Here is a 21,297-nt window from a genome sequence, read left to right on the forward strand (position 1 = left end):
ACCCTGCTGCAGGAAGATGTTTGCTTTTGTGCTGAGGATACTCCTGTAGTCACCAATTTTTGATGTGCAAGAGGGTTTTTCATCTGGGTGGTCATCCGTATTGATATTTGATGAAGGTGGTGATTAAGCGGTGCCTTTTCTGTGCTTTGAGTAAGCCAGAATCATCCCCAGTGCGATGGAAAGATAGGCAGCGACGATCACGCGCAAGTAATTGGGCAGCATAAAGACGATGGTATGGGCGGGTACCCAGAACAGCGGGATGGTCTTGCCGACCACGAAGGTGATAAACGCGTTCCAATCAATGGTTTGGACGAGATCATGAAATGAGGGTTTTTTGTGGTGAAGCCTCAGTTCGATATAGGCATCGCTGATCCTGTGAGCAGCCATGAATACGATGCCAAAGGTGAGGTTCATGGTTGCGCTGGTTAGAAACGCGATCAGGAGTGCTGACAAAAAACCATTGGGAGGTGTGGCGGGTTGCAGGATCGCCGTCACACCAGCAGAATAGAGCGAAAACATAAAGGTGATCAGCACACCGATTACACCCCATACGATAACCTTGAAAACGAACCCGCCCGGTTTTTCCCAGGCACCAGCAGCCAACCTCAGCGCCAATAATTCACCCATGCTCGCCAGGATGGCAAATTTTATGAACCCCATTCCATAAGGATGGTTATTTGTTAATTGGATAAAAATTTGGCGGGTGTGTGGGATGACCAGGAAAGCTGTGATCAGCAGTAGAACCAGCATCCACAGCAGGTCTGTAAGCCATGTGCGTTTCATTGTCGGCGCTCCTTCGAAGTTATCCATGCAAAATGCTGACCCATTATCATCACGATCGAAAAAACCATGTTTTCCATTTGGATTTTACTCGAGATCTGCGACCCAAATCCGGGTGAGACTCGGTTAATCTGAAGATTCTCCTATTAACAGGGCTAAAGCCATTGCGCATATTCACCAGGATATCAATAGTTGTATCAAGAAGATAACCGGGTGGTTTAACTTCAACCGCCCCTCTATGAGTACTTTTAGAGATTGATGAATGTCGGTGCCCGCATAATACGCTTTGAAATTTTTGAATTTGTCGAGCGTTTGCCGCCAAGATTAATGACAGATGTCAGGGTCAAAGTCGCGCAGGCAGACATCCTGTCGAAGATATAGCAGAGCGGTCTCATGATCAAAGATCAGGTAATAACCTTCAATCGTGCCGTCTTTGGCATCCTGGTAAAACGCCTGGGAGCGGGCAAAGGATTCCGGGTCAACACCCACGGCATTTGGATTGAGGTAGTCCCGAATACGCTGCTGCAAGAGAAACAGAACGTCAAAATTGCGAGATTGGATAAAATCGTAATCCAGCAGCTCAAAGGAGGTTTCTGTCGCCCAATTGTCCTTTGGGGGCATGTACAGGCGGTAATCATAATAGGCAAAGACCGACCGGCCTTCGAGGGGTTCGAGCTGATTCATGGCAAGGTCATAAAAGATGACTTCGGCGCTGTTTTCTTTGCGGAAGGTGCGCTCGACCAACATGCGGGTGGATTGGACGCCAAACAGGATGAATTGGATGAGGAATAGAATCAGCAGGATCATTTGTCCGACCTGACGAAAGGAAATATTTTTAAGATTGAGCTTGAATTTCTCAGGAAGAATCGTGTGCCAATTCGCAAAGAGTGGAATCGCTACCGGCAGCCAGTACTGGTATTTGTAATGGGAAAAGGTCAAGATAGAAATCGTTAAAGGGATAAACCATGCCAGGATCAGGGCGTGCAGGAGTCGGGTTTCTTTTTTGATGATGTTCCAGACGCTGATCCCCAGTGTAGCGATCAGGAAAACCACTTCCCCATAGTACTGGTGCATGAGCGGCCAGGATGCCTTCAACCCCCGGTTGTAGACGATGCCATACCCCAGCGACAGCAGCCCCGTTTGTTTGCGAAAAGTGTTAATATACAGCGTTCGATGAGATTTAATCAGCAAAAAGGGATTGGAAGCAATGAAAGTTGCGAACATGATCCCAATGAATGCTGCAGACATGAGGATGGCTTTCTTCCAGGTGACATCCTTTTTTACCAGGCCCCAAATGATTGCTATGGCGACAGCCATGAAAAAATACGCACCGACCAACTTGGTGGCGGTCAAAATCCCGCAGAAAAAGGCGGCTAAAAGGAATCGCCAGCCAAGCTTGTGTGCGTCAGTATACAGAAAATATAGCACAATGACGGCGAGCAGCAGGACGATCCCATCCGGGTGCCACCAAAATCCATTGGAGATGATAGCGGGAACCAGCAATAAAAATAGATATAAGACGACTGACCGAACTGTTTTAAAACGGTCATGCATGTAAACCAGCAACAGTAGCGCCAGGATCATCGGTAATACACTGATGACCTGCCGTAAAGTGAGCATGAGCCACTGAATATTGTTGATCTGGTTCAACCACTGAAAAGGGAATGTCACCAAAGCGGATGAGGCAAAAAATGGAAAACCGTAGAAATAGTATCCATACAAAAGGAAATAATAGAGAAAATCTTTGACTGATTCTTGAGGGGCGGTCATACTTTTTATCACCGGGATCATGATGCCCTCATCCGGCTCGAACATCGAGACCATGGCGATGTTTTCAGAGGCTTTGGCGTTGGGGATCGCCAGGATAATGAAGAATATAATTGAGATAGCAATCAGTGAGATACGGATCCAGACGGGTTTCTTTTTCATGGGTGAATTTTACCACGAATGGAGTTAATACTTTCAGGATGGAGACTGTGTCATCCATGCTGTGATGCAGGTTCCGGCTCGATCAGGAGAAGCTGTCTTCGATTTTGAGAATCTGATATTAACAGCTCTCTTTCATGGTGAAATTAAAGGGAGATCCGAATTCATGTTGGAAATTAGCAATGCATTGCAGTTAAAAAAGGAGGATAGATAAAATAGCGACGGGTTGTATTTGGGACTGCATTTCTCGACACGTGTTTGCGAATCAAACCTGGATAGCGATCATTTCATGTTAAAATTGACCTATTGATTGGATCACAGAACCGGGGTGTTTATGCTGGCACGTGTTTATTCATGCGCAGTAATCGGCCTGGACGGCGTTGTCGTTGAAGTCGAAGTCGACACCGGCGGCGGGCTGCCCAAGATGGTCATTGTCGGATTGCCGGATACGGCTGTACAGGAAAGCCGCGAGCGGGTGCAGTCGGCGGTGAAGAATGCCGGGTTTTACTATCCGCGCCGCCGAGTAACGGTCAACCTGGCACCGGCATCGGTGCGTAAGGAAGGGCCGGCTTACGATCTACCGATTGCGGTGGGAGTGTTGATTGCCACCAATCAGCTCGATCCACAGACCGTGGAAAATACGCTCATCATCGGTGAGCTTTCTTTAGATGGGGGAGTGCGCCATGTCAAGGGCGTGCTGCCGATGGCAGCCCTTGCCAGGCAGGCAGGATATCGCACCGTGGTGGTCCCCGAGGTGGACGCCCCAGAGGCCGCGTTGATCCCGGGCATCACCGTGATTCCTGCACCAACACTCAACGCGCTGTTTGACCATTTACGGGGTGATGCGCTGCTTTCTCCTGCTGTTCCGCCAGAACATGACCCTGAAGAGATTTTGGTTGATACTGACTTCAGCGAGATCAAGGGACAGGAGCATGTCAAACGTGCACTGGAGGTGGCAGCCGCGGGCGGGCATAACCTGCTGATGATCGGTCCGCCTGGCTCGGGAAAGACGCTGATGGCGCGGGCACTTCCGTCGATTTTGCCGGCAATGACGATCGACGAGGAGCTGGATGTGACCCGTATTTACAGCGTGGCGGATATGCTGCCCTCAGATGTGCCATTGATCCGCGCGCGTCCCTTCCGTGCGCCACACCACACCATCAGCCATGCCGGGCTGGTGGGCGGAGGCAACTGGCCACACCCCGGCGAGATCAGCCTGGCGCATCGCGGCGTGCTGTTCCTGGATGAGCTGCCGGAGTTCAGCTCGAAGGTGCTGGAGGTGCTGCGCCAGCCGCTGGAGGACAAGGTGGTGACGATCAGCCGCGCCCAGGGCTCGCTGACCTTTCCGGCTAATTTTCAGTTGGCTGCGGCGATGAACCCCTGCCCATGTGGCTATTTTGGCGACCCGAGCCGACCGTGCACCTGCTCATCCACGACGGTGACGCGCTATCAGAAGCGCGTCTCCGGGCCGCTGATGGACCGCATCGATATTCACATGCAGGTGCCGCGTGTGGAGTATGCCAAGCTGCGTGATTTAAAAACGGGGGAATCTTCTGCAGAAGTGCGTGCGCGGGTGGAGGAGGCTCGTGCGCGACAACGCCAGCGCTTTGAGGGCACGTCAATAGCCAGCAACGCGGATATGTACCCGGCACAAATTCGCAAGTATTGCGAGCTGGATGACGCCTGCCAGGCGCTGATGAAAACCGCCATGCGCCAGATGCAGCTTACCGCGCGGGCGTATCACCGGGTACTGAAACTCAGCCGCACGATCGCGGATTTGGCGGGGTCGGAGGAAATCACCCAGGTGCACCTGGCGGAGGCGCTGCAGTACCGCCCGAAGTTGGAGCTGATGTAGATTTATCATAAATTGGTACTTGATAAATGTATATGAGTTGCGTATAATTTATACACATTAAAATCATGCACAATTGAGGTGTTAAATGGAACGGGTTCAGATTTTGCTTGATCCTGAGCAGAAACAAATATTGAAAAAAATTGCCAAACAAGAAAATCGAAATTTTTCGGAGCTTGTGAGAAACATGCTGGATGAGCAAATCAATAAACATCTCAGAACTCAACTGGCTGCCGCAGCACAGGCTTTACGGGATGATTACGAGGCCGATCAAGAGTTGACTGCCTTTACCGCTGTGGATGGGGACGACTTCAATGCATAGGGGAGAAATTTGGTTAATCAACCTTGACCCCACCGTAGGCGCTGAGATCAAGAAATCACGGCCTGCTGTGATTGTCAATGTGGATGAGGTTGGGGTGCTTCCCTTGCGTGTGATCGTTCCCATAACAACGTGGAAAGAGCATTATTCACAAGCACCCTGGTTGGTTAAGCTCCATCCAACGGGACAAAATGGGCTTGATCAGACCTCTGCAGCAGATGCGTTTCAGATTCGATCCCTGTCAGTTGAACGCTTTATTCACTGCATTGGAAATGTTGACTCGGAAACGCTTTCCACGATTCTTGATGCTGTTAAAGTTGTTCTGGGTTTTTAAAATAAACATAATTATGTAATGCTATGATTGCTCATCGGCGGCCGCCGACGACTATTTCAAGGCGCTGAAGAAGACGGTGCCAGAAAGTTGAGGATTTAGCGGGTTCTGAAGAAATCATCCAGGTGCGCCTGGCGGAGGCTCTGCAGTACCGCCCGAAGTTGGAGCTGATGTAGATATGCTTAATGTTCCAATGGCGGCCTGGCGGTCAACCTCACGCCGGGTCTGGCCTCTTTTCGCTTTGTTCCGGGGTCAATCAAGGCCGGTGAGAGCGGGCAGAGATGTGGAAATTCTTGACAGAAACGTGTGATCGATCTTCCTTGACAAAGTCCACATAAAGCCTTTTAATGGTTAGTGAAACAAGAAATTGAGAATGCATTTTGGTCTTTAGCGAGGCAAATTTTTAAGCAAAACTTTTAGCTAATTCCCGGGAGGTAAAACATGTCCTTTTCACTGAATGATAGTATGGCAGGACCGATTTGTGGTGGTTTGGCTGGGATTGCTTTATTCTTTTTTTCAATCTTCTTATTTGTAAAAGTTACACGTGAAAGGCAAAAAGCTCGAGCAAGCCTGAACTGGCCATCCGTCGAAGGGAAGATCACAGCGCAGTGGGTGAACCGATCCGAGGTGCACGACGAAGACGGCGTGCATGTTAGCTACATACCTAAAGTTGTTTTCGAATACACCGTTGAAGGTCTATCTTTTCAAGGGCAACGGATCGCGTTTGGCAGTGAAGCCAGCTTTAATTCGCGTAAAAAAGCTGAGGCTTTCCTGGCTGGATATCCAAAGGATGGTGCTATCATGGTTTACTACAATCCCGAAGACCCATCTGATGCCGTTCTCTCGCAAACCATGCGCAGTTTTTTTGGTGGCATCATCGGTGCGCTTGTTTTGTTTGCCACCAGCCTGTTTTTGATGTTCCAGGTTGTAAAGGGATTGATCAACGCGTTCTTTCCTTAATACGGCTTGGATAATTAATTTGTGAGCGTGAGGTTTTTAAAAGATCCGGGCGGTTGTTCACCACAAAATTCACACCAGAGACAGGAATGAACGCATGAAGCGGAGGTATTGCATGCTAATCGGGTTGTGGAGTAAAGGATCAAAGCAAATCCGATCCCTTGCTTAATGAATTCTATATTATAATAGCGATATACGAGAACCAATGTTGAATAATTCTGAAAGGATTAAGGAATTAATTTCTAATCCTCACCTAAATAGAGAAAAGGAGTAAATCATGCAGTACGGACGAATCTACAATTTTTCTGCAGGACCCAGTATGCTCCCCGAACCCGTTCTTGAAGAAATTCAGGCAGAACTGCTGAACTATCGGGGCTCTGGTATGTGTGTGATGGAAATGAGCCATCGCAGCAAAGTTTTCCAAACCATCGTTGATGAGGCTGAGGCAGATCTGCGAACTCTGCTGGGAATCCCGGATAATTACAAGGTGTTATTTATCCAGGGCGGTGCGACGCTTCAATTCAGCATGATCCCCATGAATCTCATGAAAAACGGGGTGGCGGATTATATTGTTACGGGAAGCTGGTCTGATAAAGCATACAAAGAAGCATTGAAATTTGGAGAGATAAATCTGCTCGCATCCAGCAAGGATAAAAATTACAGCTACATTCCCGATGTTTCTAACCTGCCCATCTCAGAAAATGCAGACTATGTCTATATCTGCGAGAATGAGACCATCCACGGAACGACTTACCAGGCATTGCCAAATACGAAAGGCAAAGTGCTCGTCTCGGATCAATCCTCAATGTTCCTATCAAAACCCTGCAATGTTGCGGATTATGGTTTGATTTTCGCTGGAGTTCAGAAGAATGTTGGGCCGGCTGGAATGGCAATTGTCATTATCCGAGAAGACCTGATTGATCCTGACCTGGATCCAAAAACACCGACATACCTGCGCTATAATATCTTCTCTGAAAACGGCTCAATGTATAATACACCCAACTGTTGGGCGATATACGTATGTGGAAAAGTCTTTAAACATTTGCTCAATCTTGGTGGACTTGATGCGATGCAAAAAATTAACGAAGACAAAGCCGCGATTCTTTACGAATTCCTTGACAACAGCAAAATGTTCAAGGGGACTGTAGAAAAGAAGGATCGCTCTGTGATGAACGTTCCATTTGTCACCGAAAGCAAGGAACTTGATGCAGAAGTGGTGGCGGCGACGAAAACAGCAGGCTTTGATAATTTAAAGGGGCACCGGAGCGTGGGTGGTTTGCGGGCTTCCATCTATAACGCCATGCCAAAGGAAGGCGTGGAAGCTCTGGTCAACTTCTTGAAGGATTTTGAAGAAAATTACGGCAAATAGTCATTTCAACCGCTGCGAAATCGCAAATATTGAAGATGCTATCGACAAAAAGAAGGACGCCAAAGGGGTGTCCTTCTTTATTTTATGGTATACGCCACGAGGATGCCCCGGGCAGGTTTGATACATTCAATTTTTTGGTGCCTCTTTCACCCAGCGACGGATCGCTTGGCAAGTTTGAGGGCTTCATTTTATGCAATCAAAGGCGAGCAGTATCATTATATTGAACTGGGTGTGTTTGATCAGTAGTCTGTGATTGGAGATGGGCTGTTCAATTTAAGGTGATTGAGGTCAGGCTGCCCTGGTACAGAGAAACCTGAAGCGGAAATTAATCAGTGGCTGATTTTTTCAGCCACTTTTCGTTTCCCCTTTATGGAAAACTCAAATCCATAAGTAAGATGTACCCGATCACATTGGTTTCTTCTGTTCGGTATTCAACCAAAACACATTCCCGGTTGAGGTCATCGAAAACCCGATTAGGCAGTGAGATCAGAGTCACCACCGCACCTTCAGGGAGACGACCGGTGGCGGGGAAGGCTTCATAGCAGGACTGGCGGGTGAAGAGGTTTCGCAGGACGGTTCCCGTGATGATGGGTGTGGGGGTTTGCGTGTAAAAGGGAGTTTCTGTGGGTGAGGGCTCCGGGGTGGCGGTCTCAGTGGGGGTGAGGGTGATGGTGCTGGTAGGCGTGATGCTGGCTGTCACGGTGGGAGATGGGGTACGGGCGAGCTGCTGGGCGCGAATAATGCCGGAGATTCCCCTTCCGCCAAACCACAACACCAGGATGAGCAAGATACCCACAATGGCGCCGCCGCCATAAACAGACACGTGGTACCAGCGCAGGCGCCGCTTAAGCGCTAAAACTTCTGGATCATGAGGGAAACGCTTGCGGACTGCTTTGCTGATCAGAAAGGCGTTACGAGGAAAAAGCCGGTTTTCTTGATGGACCGATTTTCCAGCGCGATCAAGGCTGTTTTCCAGATTTTCCAATTCAGCCCGGGCATCCTGAATATCGGCTTGCAGGGATCGGTGATTGGGATGGTCCGGTTGGAGCACCTGCAAGACTTCCAGACCCTGTTCGGATTGTGCATAAGCATCTTTGGCTGCTTCAAGTGTACTGGCTGATTCTGCCAGACGAATCTGCCGGTTGATATCTTCCAGCAGAGAAGCAAGCGTGTTGGGAAGGATCACTTCCAGGCGATTGCGAAGCCGAGAGATTCGCGGAATGTCCCCGTATTTAATCGATAGACGATCCAATTTTTGGCAAACTTCGGCTAATTTTTTGGGTGAGATTGACCCGCTCATGTGGACCACATCGGCAATCTCATCGAGCGTGGCAAGGTCGTTTCGAATTTCTACAGCTTTATCGATGTATTCAGGCAGCGCGACCGCACTGGCAGCGGCCTGAATTTTGGAGAGTCCCCCCTGGAGGTCGCCCCGGTCCAGCAGTAACTGGCCTTCTTGAAAGACCTCATGGGCTTGCATCTGGTTTTCCAGATCCTGGCGGAGCTCTTCGCCTTCCCTCCAGCGGTTGATGCCGGCTTCTTTCAGGCTGTAAAAAGCCTCGTCCAGGTAACCCAGCGCGGTTTGATAGCGAAAAACCCGGGCAGCAGATTGGGCTTTGCCAAAGGCTTTTCCTGCCTCAGGGGGCAGGGCGACAGAGGGGATATTTCCGGAACGCAAGAATTCTTCTGCTTCATCGCGATGTTCCTGGGCGCGCGACCATGAAGGTTCGATCGCCAGGACTTTTTCATACAGAGGAATCGCCTTCTGGTAATTGCCACCATAGAAGGCTTCCTCTGCTGAGTCCATCAGAGCTTCAGCTTCGGGGTCATGGCTGGAGGTGAGAAATTTCCGGAGCGGATCGTAAACATCGTCTTCGCCCATCTGGGGGGAGATGCTGAGTGTATCACCTGCCAGTGGGAAGCTGTCCTGTGGTTTTTGCTCGGAAACATCGGAAACAGGCTGGTTTTGTGCATCTGCCATGCGCCGAGAACGCTCGCGGCGGACTTCTCGCAACAAACGGTTGGCATGTTCTAATTCTGAGTAATCGACCGGCGTAGAAATCCGTTCAGTCGCAAGCGCTTCAAGATAGGCGCTAAGCGCATTTTCGACTTCCAGTAAGTCCTGGTCTGAAGGATGATCCTGGCTGAGGACTTCCTTTGCTGTGATGATCAGATCCGTTAACATGAATTTCCTTTCTCAGGAGATTATTTCAAGCCACTGATTGGCGTTCTTCCAAAAGCGCGTAGAGGTCATGTCCTAAAGCCTGCGCCGTAGGATATTCACCCTGGATGGCTTTGCCCAGCAGCGCCAGCTCATCTTCGGTCAACCGTTTTTGATCGTCATAGGTCCATACCGGCTCATATTGGTGCGGGGAATTTTGGATTTCCTCAGGTTTGTTGGCGCCGACCTTGACTGATCCCGGTGCCTGGCGTCCGGTCAGCAGGTGATGTAAGGCACGGGCACTGAATTGGAGAATATCAAATTCAAAGACCTCCTGGTTGTTTTCATCGGCAACCAGACGACCAATGTTCCAATCCAGGGCGAAGACCTGCTGACGGGGGTCATTCCAGTAATAGTGTAAAATCTTGTGATCCAGGTAGACAATGCCCCGATCGTGAGCAGCCTGGATGATCTGGCAAATTTGAAATGAAGCCTGGAGCGCCTGGCTGACGGGGAAGGTGCGGTGGAATTCGCCGCGCGTATAACCAGCATCACAGCGCAGGTAGAGGTTGTCTTCCCAGCGACGTGGTAAGACGATAAAGATCAACCATCCAGCGGATACCCTGGTATCCAGATGTGAAAGAAAGTCGTCAGTCTCATCCGGAGTGTAAAGTTCCAATGTACCTTGAAGCTTAAGCGCTGATCCCCGGTTTTTAAGCGATGTGGTCAGTGGGGCGATCTCTTCCGGCCAGGTTCCGTCTTCCACTTTCAGGAAGCCCATTGCCAACATGGGTGTGATGCCCGGCACATCCCGCATGAGATCTAAAATGCGGACTTCATTTCGAAATAAGGGCAGGGCATATTGAATTTTATCCGGGCGCATGACCTTGATGGCGGGATAATCGACATAATCACCGGCGAAGGGGTCATATTCCAAAAGGAAAACCCGGGCTGATGAACCGGCTGCTTCAGGGACTGCAAAATCGCGCAGCCCGATAGATAGCCAGGTATCCAGCGGTTCGGTTAATTTAATGGGCTGATCGGGCCCAAACGTCTTGGTTTCCATAGTGCTTAATAATCCTACATAGAAAAGGTGTTTTATGCAAACGTTGATTTTACCAGCCAGGCGTAAAATGGGTGCTCTTCCGTCAATCCGCCAATTAATGCATGGCGAGCTTCGGCAGTGGCAGCATCTGCAATTTGATCGAAGGCAACCTGATAACCGGTAAACCGTCGGCTATCAGGATCGGTGATCAGCTCAGCTTCAAGGGAAGCCAGATGATAAAGAATGTTTTTGATGTTCTTTTTTTGTACCTCGATGCTAACCGGGTCGCCATCTGTGAACAGAGAAAAATGGAGCTTCGCCTGGTGGCTGTGATGGGTTGCACGCATTAAACAATTTGATATTTGGCGTATCTTATCGAGCTGACACAGGTAAACCAGGCGCTCAACCGGGTCGGATGAATATTCCAGAGTAACACGCCAATCAAGAAAACTTGAGCGAGCGGATTCGATGTTGGCTTCCAGTGCTTCGAGCAGATTGATAAAAATACCGGAACTGTAAACCTGGTCCCAAACTTTTTTAAGCACCTGGCAGCTTTGATAGATATTAAAGAGTGTGAGAGCATCCGAGTCCGTTGGGTTAGGCTCGATTTCATCCATGGACTTCAAGGCGCGAATCGCATCTAAAACGGGGATAATGATCTGCTGCCAGCGCAGTGTCACCTGGCGTGCCTGTGAGGCGAGGACCCACCCCTGGCGTTCAAAGGGTTCCAGACACTGGCTGCCTTCAGAGAGGTTTTGTTCAGCGAGACATTGCCGCCATTTATTTAGCGCTTGCAGGGTATGGTTAGCCTCCCGCAATGCTTCGGGAAGTGACCACAGATAAACTGGCTGGTCCTCTGCGGGGGAGATGTTCAAAGAGAAAACTTTTTGGAAATGATCGAACAACCGCTGACACAGCGGATAGACTGACGGAGCTTGTGCCTGGATCGCTTTTAGGCTGGTATCCATCCCTTGCCAGCTTTTCAGGCTCGTCAGGAACGCGGTTAGCAGTGTGTTCAAAACACTGTTTTCAACTTCTGGCGGGCGGGGATCAGCGCTGCAAATGTCGGTATAGTGCAGCAACCAGGGACAATAAACGGTCACGACTTCCTTGTGGCTTGAGATGGGGGCTCCCTGCAAAATGGCGTTGAGGGAATCGTTTAGGGCAGAAAGCCAGGGGATTGGACCCAATACACGATCAACGGCAGGGCGAGTGGTGAACATTTCTTCTAAAAATTGCTGCAAGCGGTTCGAGGTTTGCGGACCTTCGTACAGGTCTTTAAGCCAATACTTCAGGCTTTCAACCTGATCCTCAAGTGGAATGACGCTCCAACGGTCCGGGTCCCAGCTGAACAGGTGGCGGAAGGCTTTGGACAGAGCCTCCCAATTTGCTTCTTGCCAGGCAATGATCAATTCCCGTAGGATCTCTTCACCCAGTGCATAGCTCTGCCTGGCTTTAGATATTATCCGACCTGGAAGATCGGAATTGTTGCGTACAAGCTCCAGAAACTTATCGTCAAATGGATTGACATCCACCTCATCGTCCTTAACTCGCCATCCGACCAGGATCGGCTCTAACTGGTTGAGCAGGCCTTGTTTGCGGCTTTCTTTTGCCCAGGTATACAGCGCCCGACAGGCCTGGTATGGGGAGATTAACTGGGTTTGAAGGGCTTCCTGGCGCATCGCCGGAATCAACGCATCCCACCAGATGGGCACCGGGTTCCCCCTGGCGATTGTCCCTGCTGTCCACAATGCGTGCCGCCACCTGGCGTTCAAGGTGTGCCTGACCAGGTCAGGAAAGGCTGTGTGGGTGAGGATGTCGATATGGCGGCAGTATTCGCGCAGCAAATGCCAGGGAAGGCCGAGCGAGTCGTTGAAGATCTCCCACACCTGTGCTGTGACACTGACCGTGGTTTGGGAGCTTTTTTCTTTCAGGCTGTTTTCAACCAGTGACCGGCTGTACTGGAGGATTTCTTCACGCTCCCAGGGAGCCCCCGTCAATTCGAGCACTTGAAGATACTCTCGGATCTTTCGCAAGCCTTCGAGGGCGGGTTCATTGTTGAGGATCACTCGAATGAGCGATTGATACTCCATCACCTGCAGGGCGATCACCTGCTGTTGATAGGAAATCCGCCGTGCAAGCGTGGAAACCAGGGAAGCATCAAGGGTTTTGTTATGGAATTCGTCCCAGCCGAGGTCTTCAAACAGGTCTGGGGCAGCGCTTTGGAGAAAACTGCCCAGGGCTTCCACCATCTGTTGATAATCCTGCCAGCGGGGATGGGTTCTGGGGTGCTGGTCGTCAAGGAAGATCGCATTACCCCAATCAATCACGCTGACTGACCCGCTTGGGTTATCCCAGTAGATGTGCTCTAGCTTAACGTCATTCCACAATACGCCAGCTTGATGAGCAGCGGAAAACATGTCAAACAGGGCATCTAAAACTGTGATTATTACCCGGCGAGGAAAGGGTTTCCCGGCCTTGTGAGCCCTTGAGAGCATTGTGGACAGAGCTTCGCCGGAGGCAGCCTCACTGACCATAAAATAATTGGCAGTACCTCTGGTGTAATCGGGTGCCTGGTCTAACAAGCGGGGTGGATGGGCTTTTCTTCCTGTAAGACCATTCAAAAGATCGAGGGCGTGTGCCTCCTGTGCAATCTGGACGGCCTGGCGCTGAATGGTCCCGGCAGTTGCCACCCTGGCGGGTCTTTTCAACACGCCGCTCAGTTCGGGTTGCTCAAGGCACACCACGGCATACACTTCACCAGCATCACCGCTGCCAATTGGGCGATCACCGATCTGCCATGTATATAAGCTTCCCTGAACCGAATTTGCCAAATGTCCTCCAAAAGGCATTCATTAACCTGCACACCATTTTACCTGTGAAGATCATAAATCAAAAGGATGATCACGTGAGGCATGAGTACTGTGGATTAACCCATAATTTAGTTTACATTTGCTCCGGCGGTCTTTACCTGCTGATAGGTGATTAATTCTATATTAATTAACTTCTTGTGTTTACCTGAATCATGAGATAGCATAAAGATTTGAGTCGTTCGTGTCCATTTGATGATATGATGGGGTGTGATTTTAAAAGGAGGAACTTTTAAGTTCTTTAAAATAATTTTGAAAAGGGTTAATGAACGCAACAAAATGACGATTGAAGCTGTAATTTTTGATTTGGATGATTTGATGATTGATAGTGAGCGGTTTCACTTTGATGCTCTGAAACGGTTGATGAAAAAATATGGTAAAAGCACTCCTGAGGAATGGTTTGCCCCGATGATCGGTCTGGACAACTATGAATGTGCTGAATTTGTGATCAAAAATGCTCAACTGCCGCTGCCTGTTGACGCATATCTTGATCAGATGATTGAGAACCTGATTGAATTATTGCCGCAGATGATCAATCCAAACCCAGGCTTATTCGAATTAATTGACATGTTGACGGGCTCTGGTATTAGTTTAGGCGTGGCATCGAACAGCTTTAAAAAGTATGTGACGCTGGCACTGGAATCCCTGGGCGTGATTGATTCTTTTGCCTGTGTCATCACGGCTGAAGATGTTGAGCAGGGCAAACCAGCGCCGGATATTTATTTGTTGGCTGCCCAATGCCTGGAAACAGAACCTGAACGTTGCCTGGCGCTGGAGGATTCGCCAGTAGGAATGATTGCCGCATTGAGCGCCGGCATGTCCTGTGCGGTGATTCCAAATCAGTACATCAAAGGTGCAAATTTCTCGGATGCGACCTATGTTTTCCCGTCACTGGTGGAATTAACGCAGGCAATACCTGAAATATTATCTCAAAATCAGCAATGAATTTTGCCTTGAGAGATCTTTCAAGCTTGTTGCCAGGCATGCAAAAACCGAATTATCCTGGGGGTGTGATAAAGATTTGATCGATTTCAATGGAGAACGTGCGTCACCCGAAAAACTGTAAGGCTTTGCGCAGACGCGTTTCAGCATCTGTATGTTGATCTTCTTTGGAAAGGGATTGCAGGGCTGTTTGAGCTTCCACAACAGAATAGCCCAGGGCGGTGAGGGCTTCCAAAACCTCGGCATCGATCTCATCCATCCGGGAGACTGCTTCGAGGGGTTCCAGCGGTTGGATCTTTCCCTGCAGGTCCAGGATAATCTTTTGGGCGGTCTTTTTCCCGATACCCGGAACTTTGGCAAAGATTTCGGGGAGATCTGCAGTGATCGCCCGTCGAATGGTCTCAGGGGAGAGGGCGGAGAGGGCTGCCATGGCAATTCTTGGCCCGATGCCGCTGACGCCAATCAGGTGGACGAACAGTTCACGCTCTTCGGGGGTTTCAAAGCCGTACAGTGCAAGCTGATCTTCTCTGACGACCAGGAACGTATGAAAAGCCCGTTTCATGCCGGGATAGCAGGCGATGCAGGTCGCTTCAGTCAGGTTGACGAGCAATCCAACACCGCCCACATTGACGACGACCTGCCTTTCCAGAACATGGGTAATCTCTCCGCTAATGCTGGCAATCATGGCTCTATTGTATCAAGTTTTTTGGATTGGTTGTAAATTTCATACAGAACAATCCCGGTGGCGACCGACACATTGAGCGAATCAGCCCGACCCTGCATGGGAATGCGCACAAGAGCATCGCAAGCGGCAACTGCTTCAGCGGGCAGGCCATGTCGCTCACTGCCCATCAATAACACCAGGGGACGCGGGTAGGTGATGTCCTGGTAATCGGTAGGGGCCATATCCGAGGTACCGATCAGCGCAATCTGGTTCCCGGTACGCCATTTGAGGAATGACTCCCAATCGGATGTCACCAGTTTAAGAGAAAAGATTGAGCCCATGCTGGCCTTGACTGCGGTGGGGTCGTGGGGATCTGCGCAGGCGCCCAGCAGGATGATGCCCTGACAGCCGCTGGCATCTGCAGTGCGCATGATGCTGCCCAGGTTACCGGGGTCAGCGATCCGGTCGAGGGCAACCCACACAGCGGTGCTGCTGACCGGTATCGCATTCAGGGAATGCCATTGCTGACGGACAATGGCGCCAATCCCCTGGGGACCGTCTTTATGGGCGATTCGCTCGAAGACCTCACTGCTGACGGTGATTGTTTCAACCGCTTGAACCGCAGGGTGCGCCAGGAGGGATTGACCGAATGTGCTGATCAATAGTTGCGGGGCAATTACGAGGGTTTCAATCGGGGCACCGGTCTGAATTGCTTCGCCCACGGTGCGTAAACCCTCGATGAAAAATAAACCCGTCTCCTGGCGGGCTTTTCTTTCCTCAAGCTTTCGAATTGCTTTGATTTTGGGGTTGGAAAAGCTGGTGATCATCATGCCTGTTGTGAGCGCAAAACGGCATCGTTAAACGCCTGGTGGTGCAAGTGACAGATGGCGATGGCCAGGGCGTCAGCGGCATCATCCGGCCTGGGTAAATTATCCAGGTTGAGCAAGGTCTGAACCATGTGCTGAACCTGGCTTTTTGCGGCATTACCGTAACCGCATACGGTTTGCTTCACTTCGTTCGGGTTGTATTCAAAGATGGGCACACCCGCCTGTGCAAGGGACAACAGGACCACACCACGCGCTTGCCCGACAGCGAGGGCTGTTTTGACGTTCTTCTGGAAATAGAGTTTTTCGACTGCGCTGGTTTGAGGTTGGTGGCGTTGAATTAACGCGGTCAGCTCGGTATGCAGAATTTTAAGTCGATCTGCGTCTGCCTGATCTGCAGGGGTGGAAATGATGCCAAATTCAATGCATTGATACTGAGACTGATCACCAGCCTGGATCAGTCCAAAACCGGTAGTGGCTAAACCAGGATCAATGCCAAGGATGCGCATTGCAGACTATTCGTTTTCCAGGGCCTGGATCGCTTCTGCGCTGACGTCCAGGTTGGCATACACGTTTTGTACATCATCCAGGTCTTCAATAGCCTCGATCGCTTTCATCACCTTGATGGTCGCTTCGACATCCAGGGAGACCTCCTGTTTGGGGACGTAGCGAACTCCAGATTCCTCGGGCGTGATGTTGGCTTTTGTGAGCTGATCAGCAATGGACTTAAATGCGCTGGGCGCTCCGTAGATCTCGATGAGCTCGTCATCATGCTGGATATCATCTGCGCCGGCTTCGACTGCCAGTTCGAATATGACCTCAAGATCATGCTCTTCGCTGAGCAGGGCAAAATAACTCATGCGATCAAATTGCCAGCCGACCGATCCCGGGTCTCCCAGGCCGCCGCCCGCGCGATTCAGGGCATGCCGAAGTTCAGCGACCGTACGGTTGCGGTTTTCGGTCACACACTCAATCATCAAAGCGATGCCATTGGGCGCAAAACCCTCGTAGAGGATTTCTTCAAAATTGGCGCCGTCTTTATCTTCACCGGTGCCGCGCTTGATGGCGCGATCGATGCTTTCCTTGGGCATGTTGGCAGCTTTAGCTTTTTCAATCGCCAAGCCCAAACGCACATTCATATTGGGGTCGCCGCCGCCCTCGCGCGCGGCAATTACAATTTCGCGGGCAACCCGGGTGAAAATCTTACCTTTCTTTGCATCTGCAGCGCTCTTCTTGCGTTTAATGGTCGACCAGTGTGAATGCCCAGCCATATTTACGACCTCCTGACAATAATAAAATCCTTCATATTAAAAATCAACATCAATAGAATTATATCATACCAGAGCTGAGCATGAAGAAAAATTTCTTATGTGCGGACTGAGGCAGGCAACATTAAAAATTTGCTACGACAAAGCCATTTTTCGGGCAAGGCGTTGCAGGCGATGATCCAGGCTTTTTTTCCAGCGATCACGCTCACTGCGTGATAAGGAGCTGGATTCAAGGACCATCTTCGCGCTTGATGCCCAATAATGGGCAGCTTCCAGGTCTCTGGAGTGATGTTCGTAGTATTTTGCCAGTTCCTCAAAAGCATACAGCTCCTGATCTTGTGCGGCCTGCTCCCACAGTGCGCCAGCGGCGTTCCAGTCTCCCTTGCGCTTCAGTAAAAAGGAAAGCCGCGAGCGGGTATCCTGAAGTAATTCTGCGGGCAATTTTTCTGTCATTGCCTTTTTGTAGAGGGCTTCTGCCCGGTGGTGATCGCCCATGGCTTCAAAAAAGCGACCTAAAGACACGATATCCTCGGCATACTGAACGTCTTCAGAGTCGGGTTCGTTCAGTAAAAAAGCCATATGAGAGAAAAGCCCTGCCAGGCTGAGGATGTCGACAGCATTATGGTAAAAGACGCCTCCCAGGGGGCGGGCGTCGCTGGTGCGCAGGTACTCAAAGTACATCTCAGGGATCAAATATCCCGGGACTTCATCAGCGCCGCGCGAAACGCCCAGAATATGATTCTCAACATTGCCCAGGGTGCGGCTTTCCAGCCGGATGCGCCATAAGCGGCGGGCGAGGGGCAGGAGATCAAAATGAGCCACACCTTCAAAGGGATTAGACAATCCCATCAGCGTGTAACGCGTGTTGAGTAAGGGGAGATCAAAAGCCTTGCCATTGTAGGTGACCACGGCCTGCATACCGTCGATGAAGGTTGAAAGACCAGCCAGAAGAGCAAGCTCTTCACCGGGGTGGCGCATAAAAAATTGCGCCAGGTGGAAACCGTCATCGGTAAAACGGGCGGCGCCGATTTGAAAGGCATAAGTGCCGGTGCCGCCAGCAAGGCCAGTCGTTTCGGTGTCGAGGAAGATGATGTCTTTGAAATCGGTGTGAGTTAAAAGCGCTGTATTCGCCCAGCGGCACAGCGTGTTAACCGGGTGCACCGGCCAGATTCCGCGAGTGCCATGCACGTAGTCCCTGGGATAACGTTCTTCGTGGCAGAAAACCTGGCCATCACTTAGATCGAGGAAACGACCTTCAACGACGGATTCGATCGGGTGTTTCTGCTGGCGCGGTGAACTGGGACGTCGATCTTTGCCCAATTCGACGCCCAAGGCTTTAAGTTGTTTGGCGAGGGTTTCCCAGTCAGTCATTTCCGGTTAATGCCTTGAAGATGGCTAGGGCTTCCGCCTTTCCTCCCGAGGCTTCCTCCCCGATGGGTCCCACACAGGAAGGGCAGCCGTCAGCGCATTCACAGCGGGCGACGGTTTCGTAACCGCTCAGCAGGAGTTCTGCATGCCTTTCGTATAGGTTATCGGATAATCCCAATCCGCCGGGGATATTGTCGTAGAAAATTACAGTGGGCAGACCGTCACCCAGGGCGCTGTTAGGGTCGTAATGCACGCCGATATCGTCGTAATCGCACATCAGCAACAGGGGCGCCAGGTTGTGCAGCAGGTAACTGATGCCAGCCATGCCGCTGCGAATTCGGACGCTGGTTTCAGCCTGGCGATGACAGCCTGGGCAGAGTGTGACCAGGTTGTGCAGTTGATTGGCTGCCTCGCGACTGGTGAAGCTGCGGAAGGGCTGAATGTGATGCACGTGCAGGGGTTGTGCACGTCCCTGGTACCTGCAGACCTGGCAAGTGTACCTATCCCGTTGTAGAACACGCTTTCGGAGGGCATCCCATTCTGGTCCGTAATCATTGCTGCCTTCGTCCCATAACATTTGATCCTTGAGCGCTTTTACCGTCTGTTCGTTGAGTGAGATCCAGTAACCCGTGGTGTTGAGCAGGGTGGGCGGCAAGTCAACCTCGCCGCCGCCGAGAATTTCATGCGTGAACCAACGGATTTTGCGAAAGCCGGTCACCCGGGTTGTGACAAGAAGCTCACCGAAGGATTTGGTCGCGGCGGGCACCGGGGATTGTTTAAGCAGCGATTGCCAATCGATTTCGACATTCTGGCTGGCCTGCGTGTAGTAATCTACGACAGCCTGGCGCAAGTGGGCGATGCCTGCCTCTAAATCCAGTGTTTCCACCAGATAAGATGCGCCTTCATGCAGGTAAATGGCCTGCGGGTGCACCATCCAGTAGGCGCTGGAAAGGTCGACCTGCCCGATGGTCTGCGAGTTGTGATCGACCTGGAGAATCAGTGAGATGTAATCCGGGGTGGCGTTCCTGAGGGAGATGCCTGAAGCAGGATATTGATCTGCCATCCAGAAGAAACGCTCGCCCTGCTGGTGCAGATCACCGTGCTGTGCCAGCATGGTCAGAAAAGCGTGCACCTTTTCAGCAGGAATGGCGCCAAAGCCTTCACCTGCCGCAAAGGGCAGCTCAAAAGCTGCGCAACGAATGTGCCCTAAAAGGATCAGGAGGTTGTTGGGTGCAATCAATGCCTGTTCGGGTGATCGTTCAAAAAAGTATTCCGGGTGTCTGGCAAGGTACTGGTCCATGGCGTTAGCAGCGGTGATCATCACCGCCAGGGATGGCGCCAGTTTTCTGCCAGCGCGTCCTGCCTGTTGAAGTGTAGCCGCGATGCTGCCAGGGTATCCAATCAGCACAGCGGCATCCATTCCACCAATATCGATGCCCAATTCGAGGGCATTGGTGGCCACCACGGCTTTCACCTCCCCGCTGCGCAGACCGTCCTCAATGGCGCGGCGTTCCCTGGGAAGATAGCCGCTGCGATAGCCGCGCAAACGCAGTGGATCGGCATCTGGATTACGTTGCCGCAGGTAAGTGAGCAGCAGCTCGATCGCGCGCCGCGTCCGCCCAAAGATAATGGTTTGGATGTCTTCATCGATCAATTCTCCTGCCAGGGAGGTGCCTTCCATCAGGGAACTCTGGCGGATGCCCAGCTTTTGGTCGATGAAGGGCGGATTGTAGATCAGAAAATGGCGTTCGCCGTGGGGTGAACCATCCTGGTCGATGACCGTGACCGGGTTTTCAATCAACCTTTCTGCCAGGTCTTTGGGGTTGGCAATCGTGGCTGATGTGAGGATAAATTGGGGCTGGGCGCCATAAAACCGGCAGACACGCTTTAAGCGGCGCAAAACATTAGCCACATGTGAACCAAATACGCCGCGGTAGGTGTGCATTTCATCAATGACAATAAAGCTCAGGGCGTTGAAGAAATCCTTCCAGGCGGTGTGGTGGGGGAGGATCCCTGTGTGTAGCATGTCGGGGTTGGTGAGGATGATGGATGATTCCCGGCGTAGCGTGGGGCGGGCGTGGACGGGTGTATCGCCATCGTAAATGTTTACGCTGCGCTGCGGGCTTTCCAAAAGCGAGAGGGTTCTCCTCAGGTTGGATAGCTGATCCTGCGCCAGGGCTTTGGTAGGATAAACGTAGAGCGCCCTGGCTGTGGGTTGTTGAATCATCCTGTCGATGACCGGCAGGTTGTAGCACAAGGTTTTCCCGCTGGCTGTGCCGGAGACCACGGCGATATTCTCCCCAGCCCGAACCTTTTCATAAGCCAGGGCCTGGTGCCGATATAGACTTTTAATACCCAGCCGATTTAATGCGGAAACCAGGCTCGACGCAAGCGCGTCAGGAAATGGGCAATCATCAGCAGGTTTGGCTGCCAGGAGGCGCCATTCGACCAGGTTTTCAGCGATGCCAGGCTGACTGCGCCAGCGATTGAGGAGACGTTTGATGCGGGAACTCATATGATTCTTCGAATATTTGTTTTATTTATGATAATCCAAATACTTGATTATTTCTAGAGGATGGGTTCGAAGGTGTATTTCGATGAGGCTGTTATTTGCAAACCGG

Annotated in this window: 17 protein-coding genes; 6 read left to right on the forward strand and 11 right to left on the reverse strand. The window is 51.0% G+C overall.

The window, feature by feature from the left end; all coding sequences use genetic code 11:
- Positions 1-123: 123 nt before the first annotated feature.
- On the reverse strand, positions 124-783 hold the full coding sequence (locus tag CFX1CAM_RS03990; RefSeq protein ID WP_087861771.1) for a hypothetical protein: 660 nt from the start codon (positions 781-783) through the stop codon (positions 124-126).
- 321 nt (positions 784-1,104) lie between these two features.
- Positions 1,105-2,709: a hypothetical protein gene (locus CFX1CAM_RS03995; RefSeq protein ID WP_087861772.1), complete on the reverse strand. Its 1,605-nt coding sequence runs from the start codon at positions 2,707-2,709 to the stop codon at positions 1,105-1,107.
- A 331-nt stretch (positions 2,710-3,040) separates the two neighbouring features.
- Between CFX1CAM_RS03995 and CFX1CAM_RS04000 the strand changes: the two genes are divergently transcribed.
- From CFX1CAM_RS04000 to serC, 5 genes are all read left to right on the forward strand, one after another.
- Positions 3,041-4,561, forward strand: a complete 1,521-nt coding sequence (locus tag CFX1CAM_RS04000; RefSeq protein ID WP_087861773.1) for a YifB family Mg chelatase-like AAA ATPase — start codon at positions 3,041-3,043, stop codon at positions 4,559-4,561.
- A gap of 85 nt (positions 4,562-4,646) precedes the next feature.
- A complete protein-coding gene (locus CFX1CAM_RS04005) occupies positions 4,647-4,880 on the forward strand; it encodes a DUF6290 family protein (RefSeq protein WP_087861774.1) in 234 nt (77 codons plus the stop codon).
- On the forward strand, positions 4,873-5,211 hold the full coding sequence (locus CFX1CAM_RS04010; protein WP_087861775.1) for a type II toxin-antitoxin system PemK/MazF family toxin: 339 nt from the start codon (positions 4,873-4,875) through the stop codon (positions 5,209-5,211). Before CFX1CAM_RS04005 ends, CFX1CAM_RS04010 begins: the two co-directional genes overlap by 8 nt.
- Positions 5,212-5,649: 438 nt before the next feature.
- Positions 5,650-6,168 carry a DUF3592 domain-containing protein gene (locus tag CFX1CAM_RS04015; RefSeq protein ID WP_087861776.1) on the forward strand — a complete coding sequence of 173 codons (519 nt, stop codon included), beginning with the start codon at positions 5,650-5,652 and terminating at the stop codon, positions 6,166-6,168.
- A gap of 274 nt (positions 6,169-6,442) precedes the next feature.
- Positions 6,443-7,534 (forward strand): 3-phosphoserine/phosphohydroxythreonine transaminase, encoded by a 1,092-nt coding sequence (serC, locus tag CFX1CAM_RS04020; protein ID WP_087861777.1) that lies wholly within the window; start codon positions 6,443-6,445, stop codon positions 7,532-7,534.
- A 367-nt stretch (positions 7,535-7,901) separates the two neighbouring features.
- On the opposite strand, the gene CFX1CAM_RS04025 is transcribed toward serC, so the two are convergent.
- The 3 genes from CFX1CAM_RS04025 to CFX1CAM_RS04035 are packed head-to-tail and all read right to left on the reverse strand — an operon-like array spanning position 7,902 to position 13,574.
- A complete protein-coding gene (locus CFX1CAM_RS04025; protein ID WP_087861778.1) occupies positions 7,902-9,719 on the reverse strand; it encodes a hypothetical protein in 1,818 nt (605 codons plus the stop codon).
- A gap of 25 nt (positions 9,720-9,744) precedes the next feature.
- On the reverse strand, positions 9,745-10,761 hold the full coding sequence (locus CFX1CAM_RS04030) for a hypothetical protein (RefSeq protein ID WP_087861779.1): 1,017 nt from the start codon (positions 10,759-10,761) through the stop codon (positions 9,745-9,747).
- Positions 10,762-10,793: 32 nt separating this feature from the next.
- Positions 10,794-13,574, reverse strand: coding sequence for a serine/threonine-protein kinase (locus CFX1CAM_RS04035; RefSeq protein WP_157891681.1), 2,781 nt, complete (start codon positions 13,572-13,574; stop codon positions 10,794-10,796).
- Between the two features lie 315 nt (positions 13,575-13,889).
- Between CFX1CAM_RS04035 and CFX1CAM_RS04040 the strand changes: the two genes are divergently transcribed.
- The gene (locus CFX1CAM_RS04040) at positions 13,890-14,555 is read left to right on the forward strand and encodes an HAD family hydrolase (RefSeq protein WP_157891682.1); all 666 of its coding nucleotides are present in this window, start codon (positions 13,890-13,892) and stop codon (positions 14,553-14,555) included.
- 103 nt (positions 14,556-14,658) lie between these two features.
- Here CFX1CAM_RS04040 and ruvA read toward each other — a convergent pair whose 3' ends face one another.
- The 6 genes from ruvA to CFX1CAM_RS04070 form a co-directional block, all read right to left on the reverse strand.
- Positions 14,659-15,237: a Holliday junction branch migration protein RuvA gene (gene ruvA / locus CFX1CAM_RS04045; protein WP_087861782.1), complete on the reverse strand. Its 579-nt coding sequence runs from the start codon at positions 15,235-15,237 to the stop codon at positions 14,659-14,661.
- Positions 15,234-16,046 carry a TrmH family RNA methyltransferase gene (locus CFX1CAM_RS04050; protein WP_087861783.1) on the reverse strand — a complete coding sequence of 271 codons (813 nt, stop codon included), beginning with the start codon at positions 16,044-16,046 and terminating at the stop codon, positions 15,234-15,236. The genes ruvA and CFX1CAM_RS04050 overlap by 4 nt, the downstream gene beginning before the upstream one ends.
- Entirely contained in the window at positions 16,043-16,549 is a 507-nt protein-coding gene (gene ruvC, locus CFX1CAM_RS04055) for a crossover junction endodeoxyribonuclease RuvC (protein ID WP_087861784.1), read from the reverse strand. Before ruvC ends, CFX1CAM_RS04050 begins: the two co-directional genes overlap by 4 nt.
- Before the next feature lie 6 nt (positions 16,550-16,555).
- On the reverse strand, positions 16,556-17,311 hold the full coding sequence (locus CFX1CAM_RS04060; RefSeq protein WP_087861785.1) for a YebC/PmpR family DNA-binding transcriptional regulator: 756 nt from the start codon (positions 17,309-17,311) through the stop codon (positions 16,556-16,558).
- Positions 17,312-17,443: 132 nt separating this feature from the next.
- Positions 17,444-18,679 carry a ribonuclease H-like domain-containing protein gene (locus CFX1CAM_RS04065; RefSeq protein WP_087861786.1) on the reverse strand — a complete coding sequence of 412 codons (1,236 nt, stop codon included), beginning with the start codon at positions 18,677-18,679 and terminating at the stop codon, positions 17,444-17,446.
- The gene (locus tag CFX1CAM_RS04070) at positions 18,672-21,191 is read right to left on the reverse strand and encodes a DEAD/DEAH box helicase (protein WP_087861787.1); all 2,520 of its coding nucleotides are present in this window, start codon (positions 21,189-21,191) and stop codon (positions 18,672-18,674) included. The genes CFX1CAM_RS04065 and CFX1CAM_RS04070 overlap by 8 nt, the downstream gene beginning before the upstream one ends.
- Between the last annotated feature and the right edge of the window lie 106 nt (positions 21,192-21,297).

The organism is Brevefilum fermentans (assembly GCF_900184705.1).
GTDB lineage: Bacteria > Chloroflexota > Anaerolineae > Anaerolineales > Anaerolineaceae > Brevifilum > Brevifilum fermentans.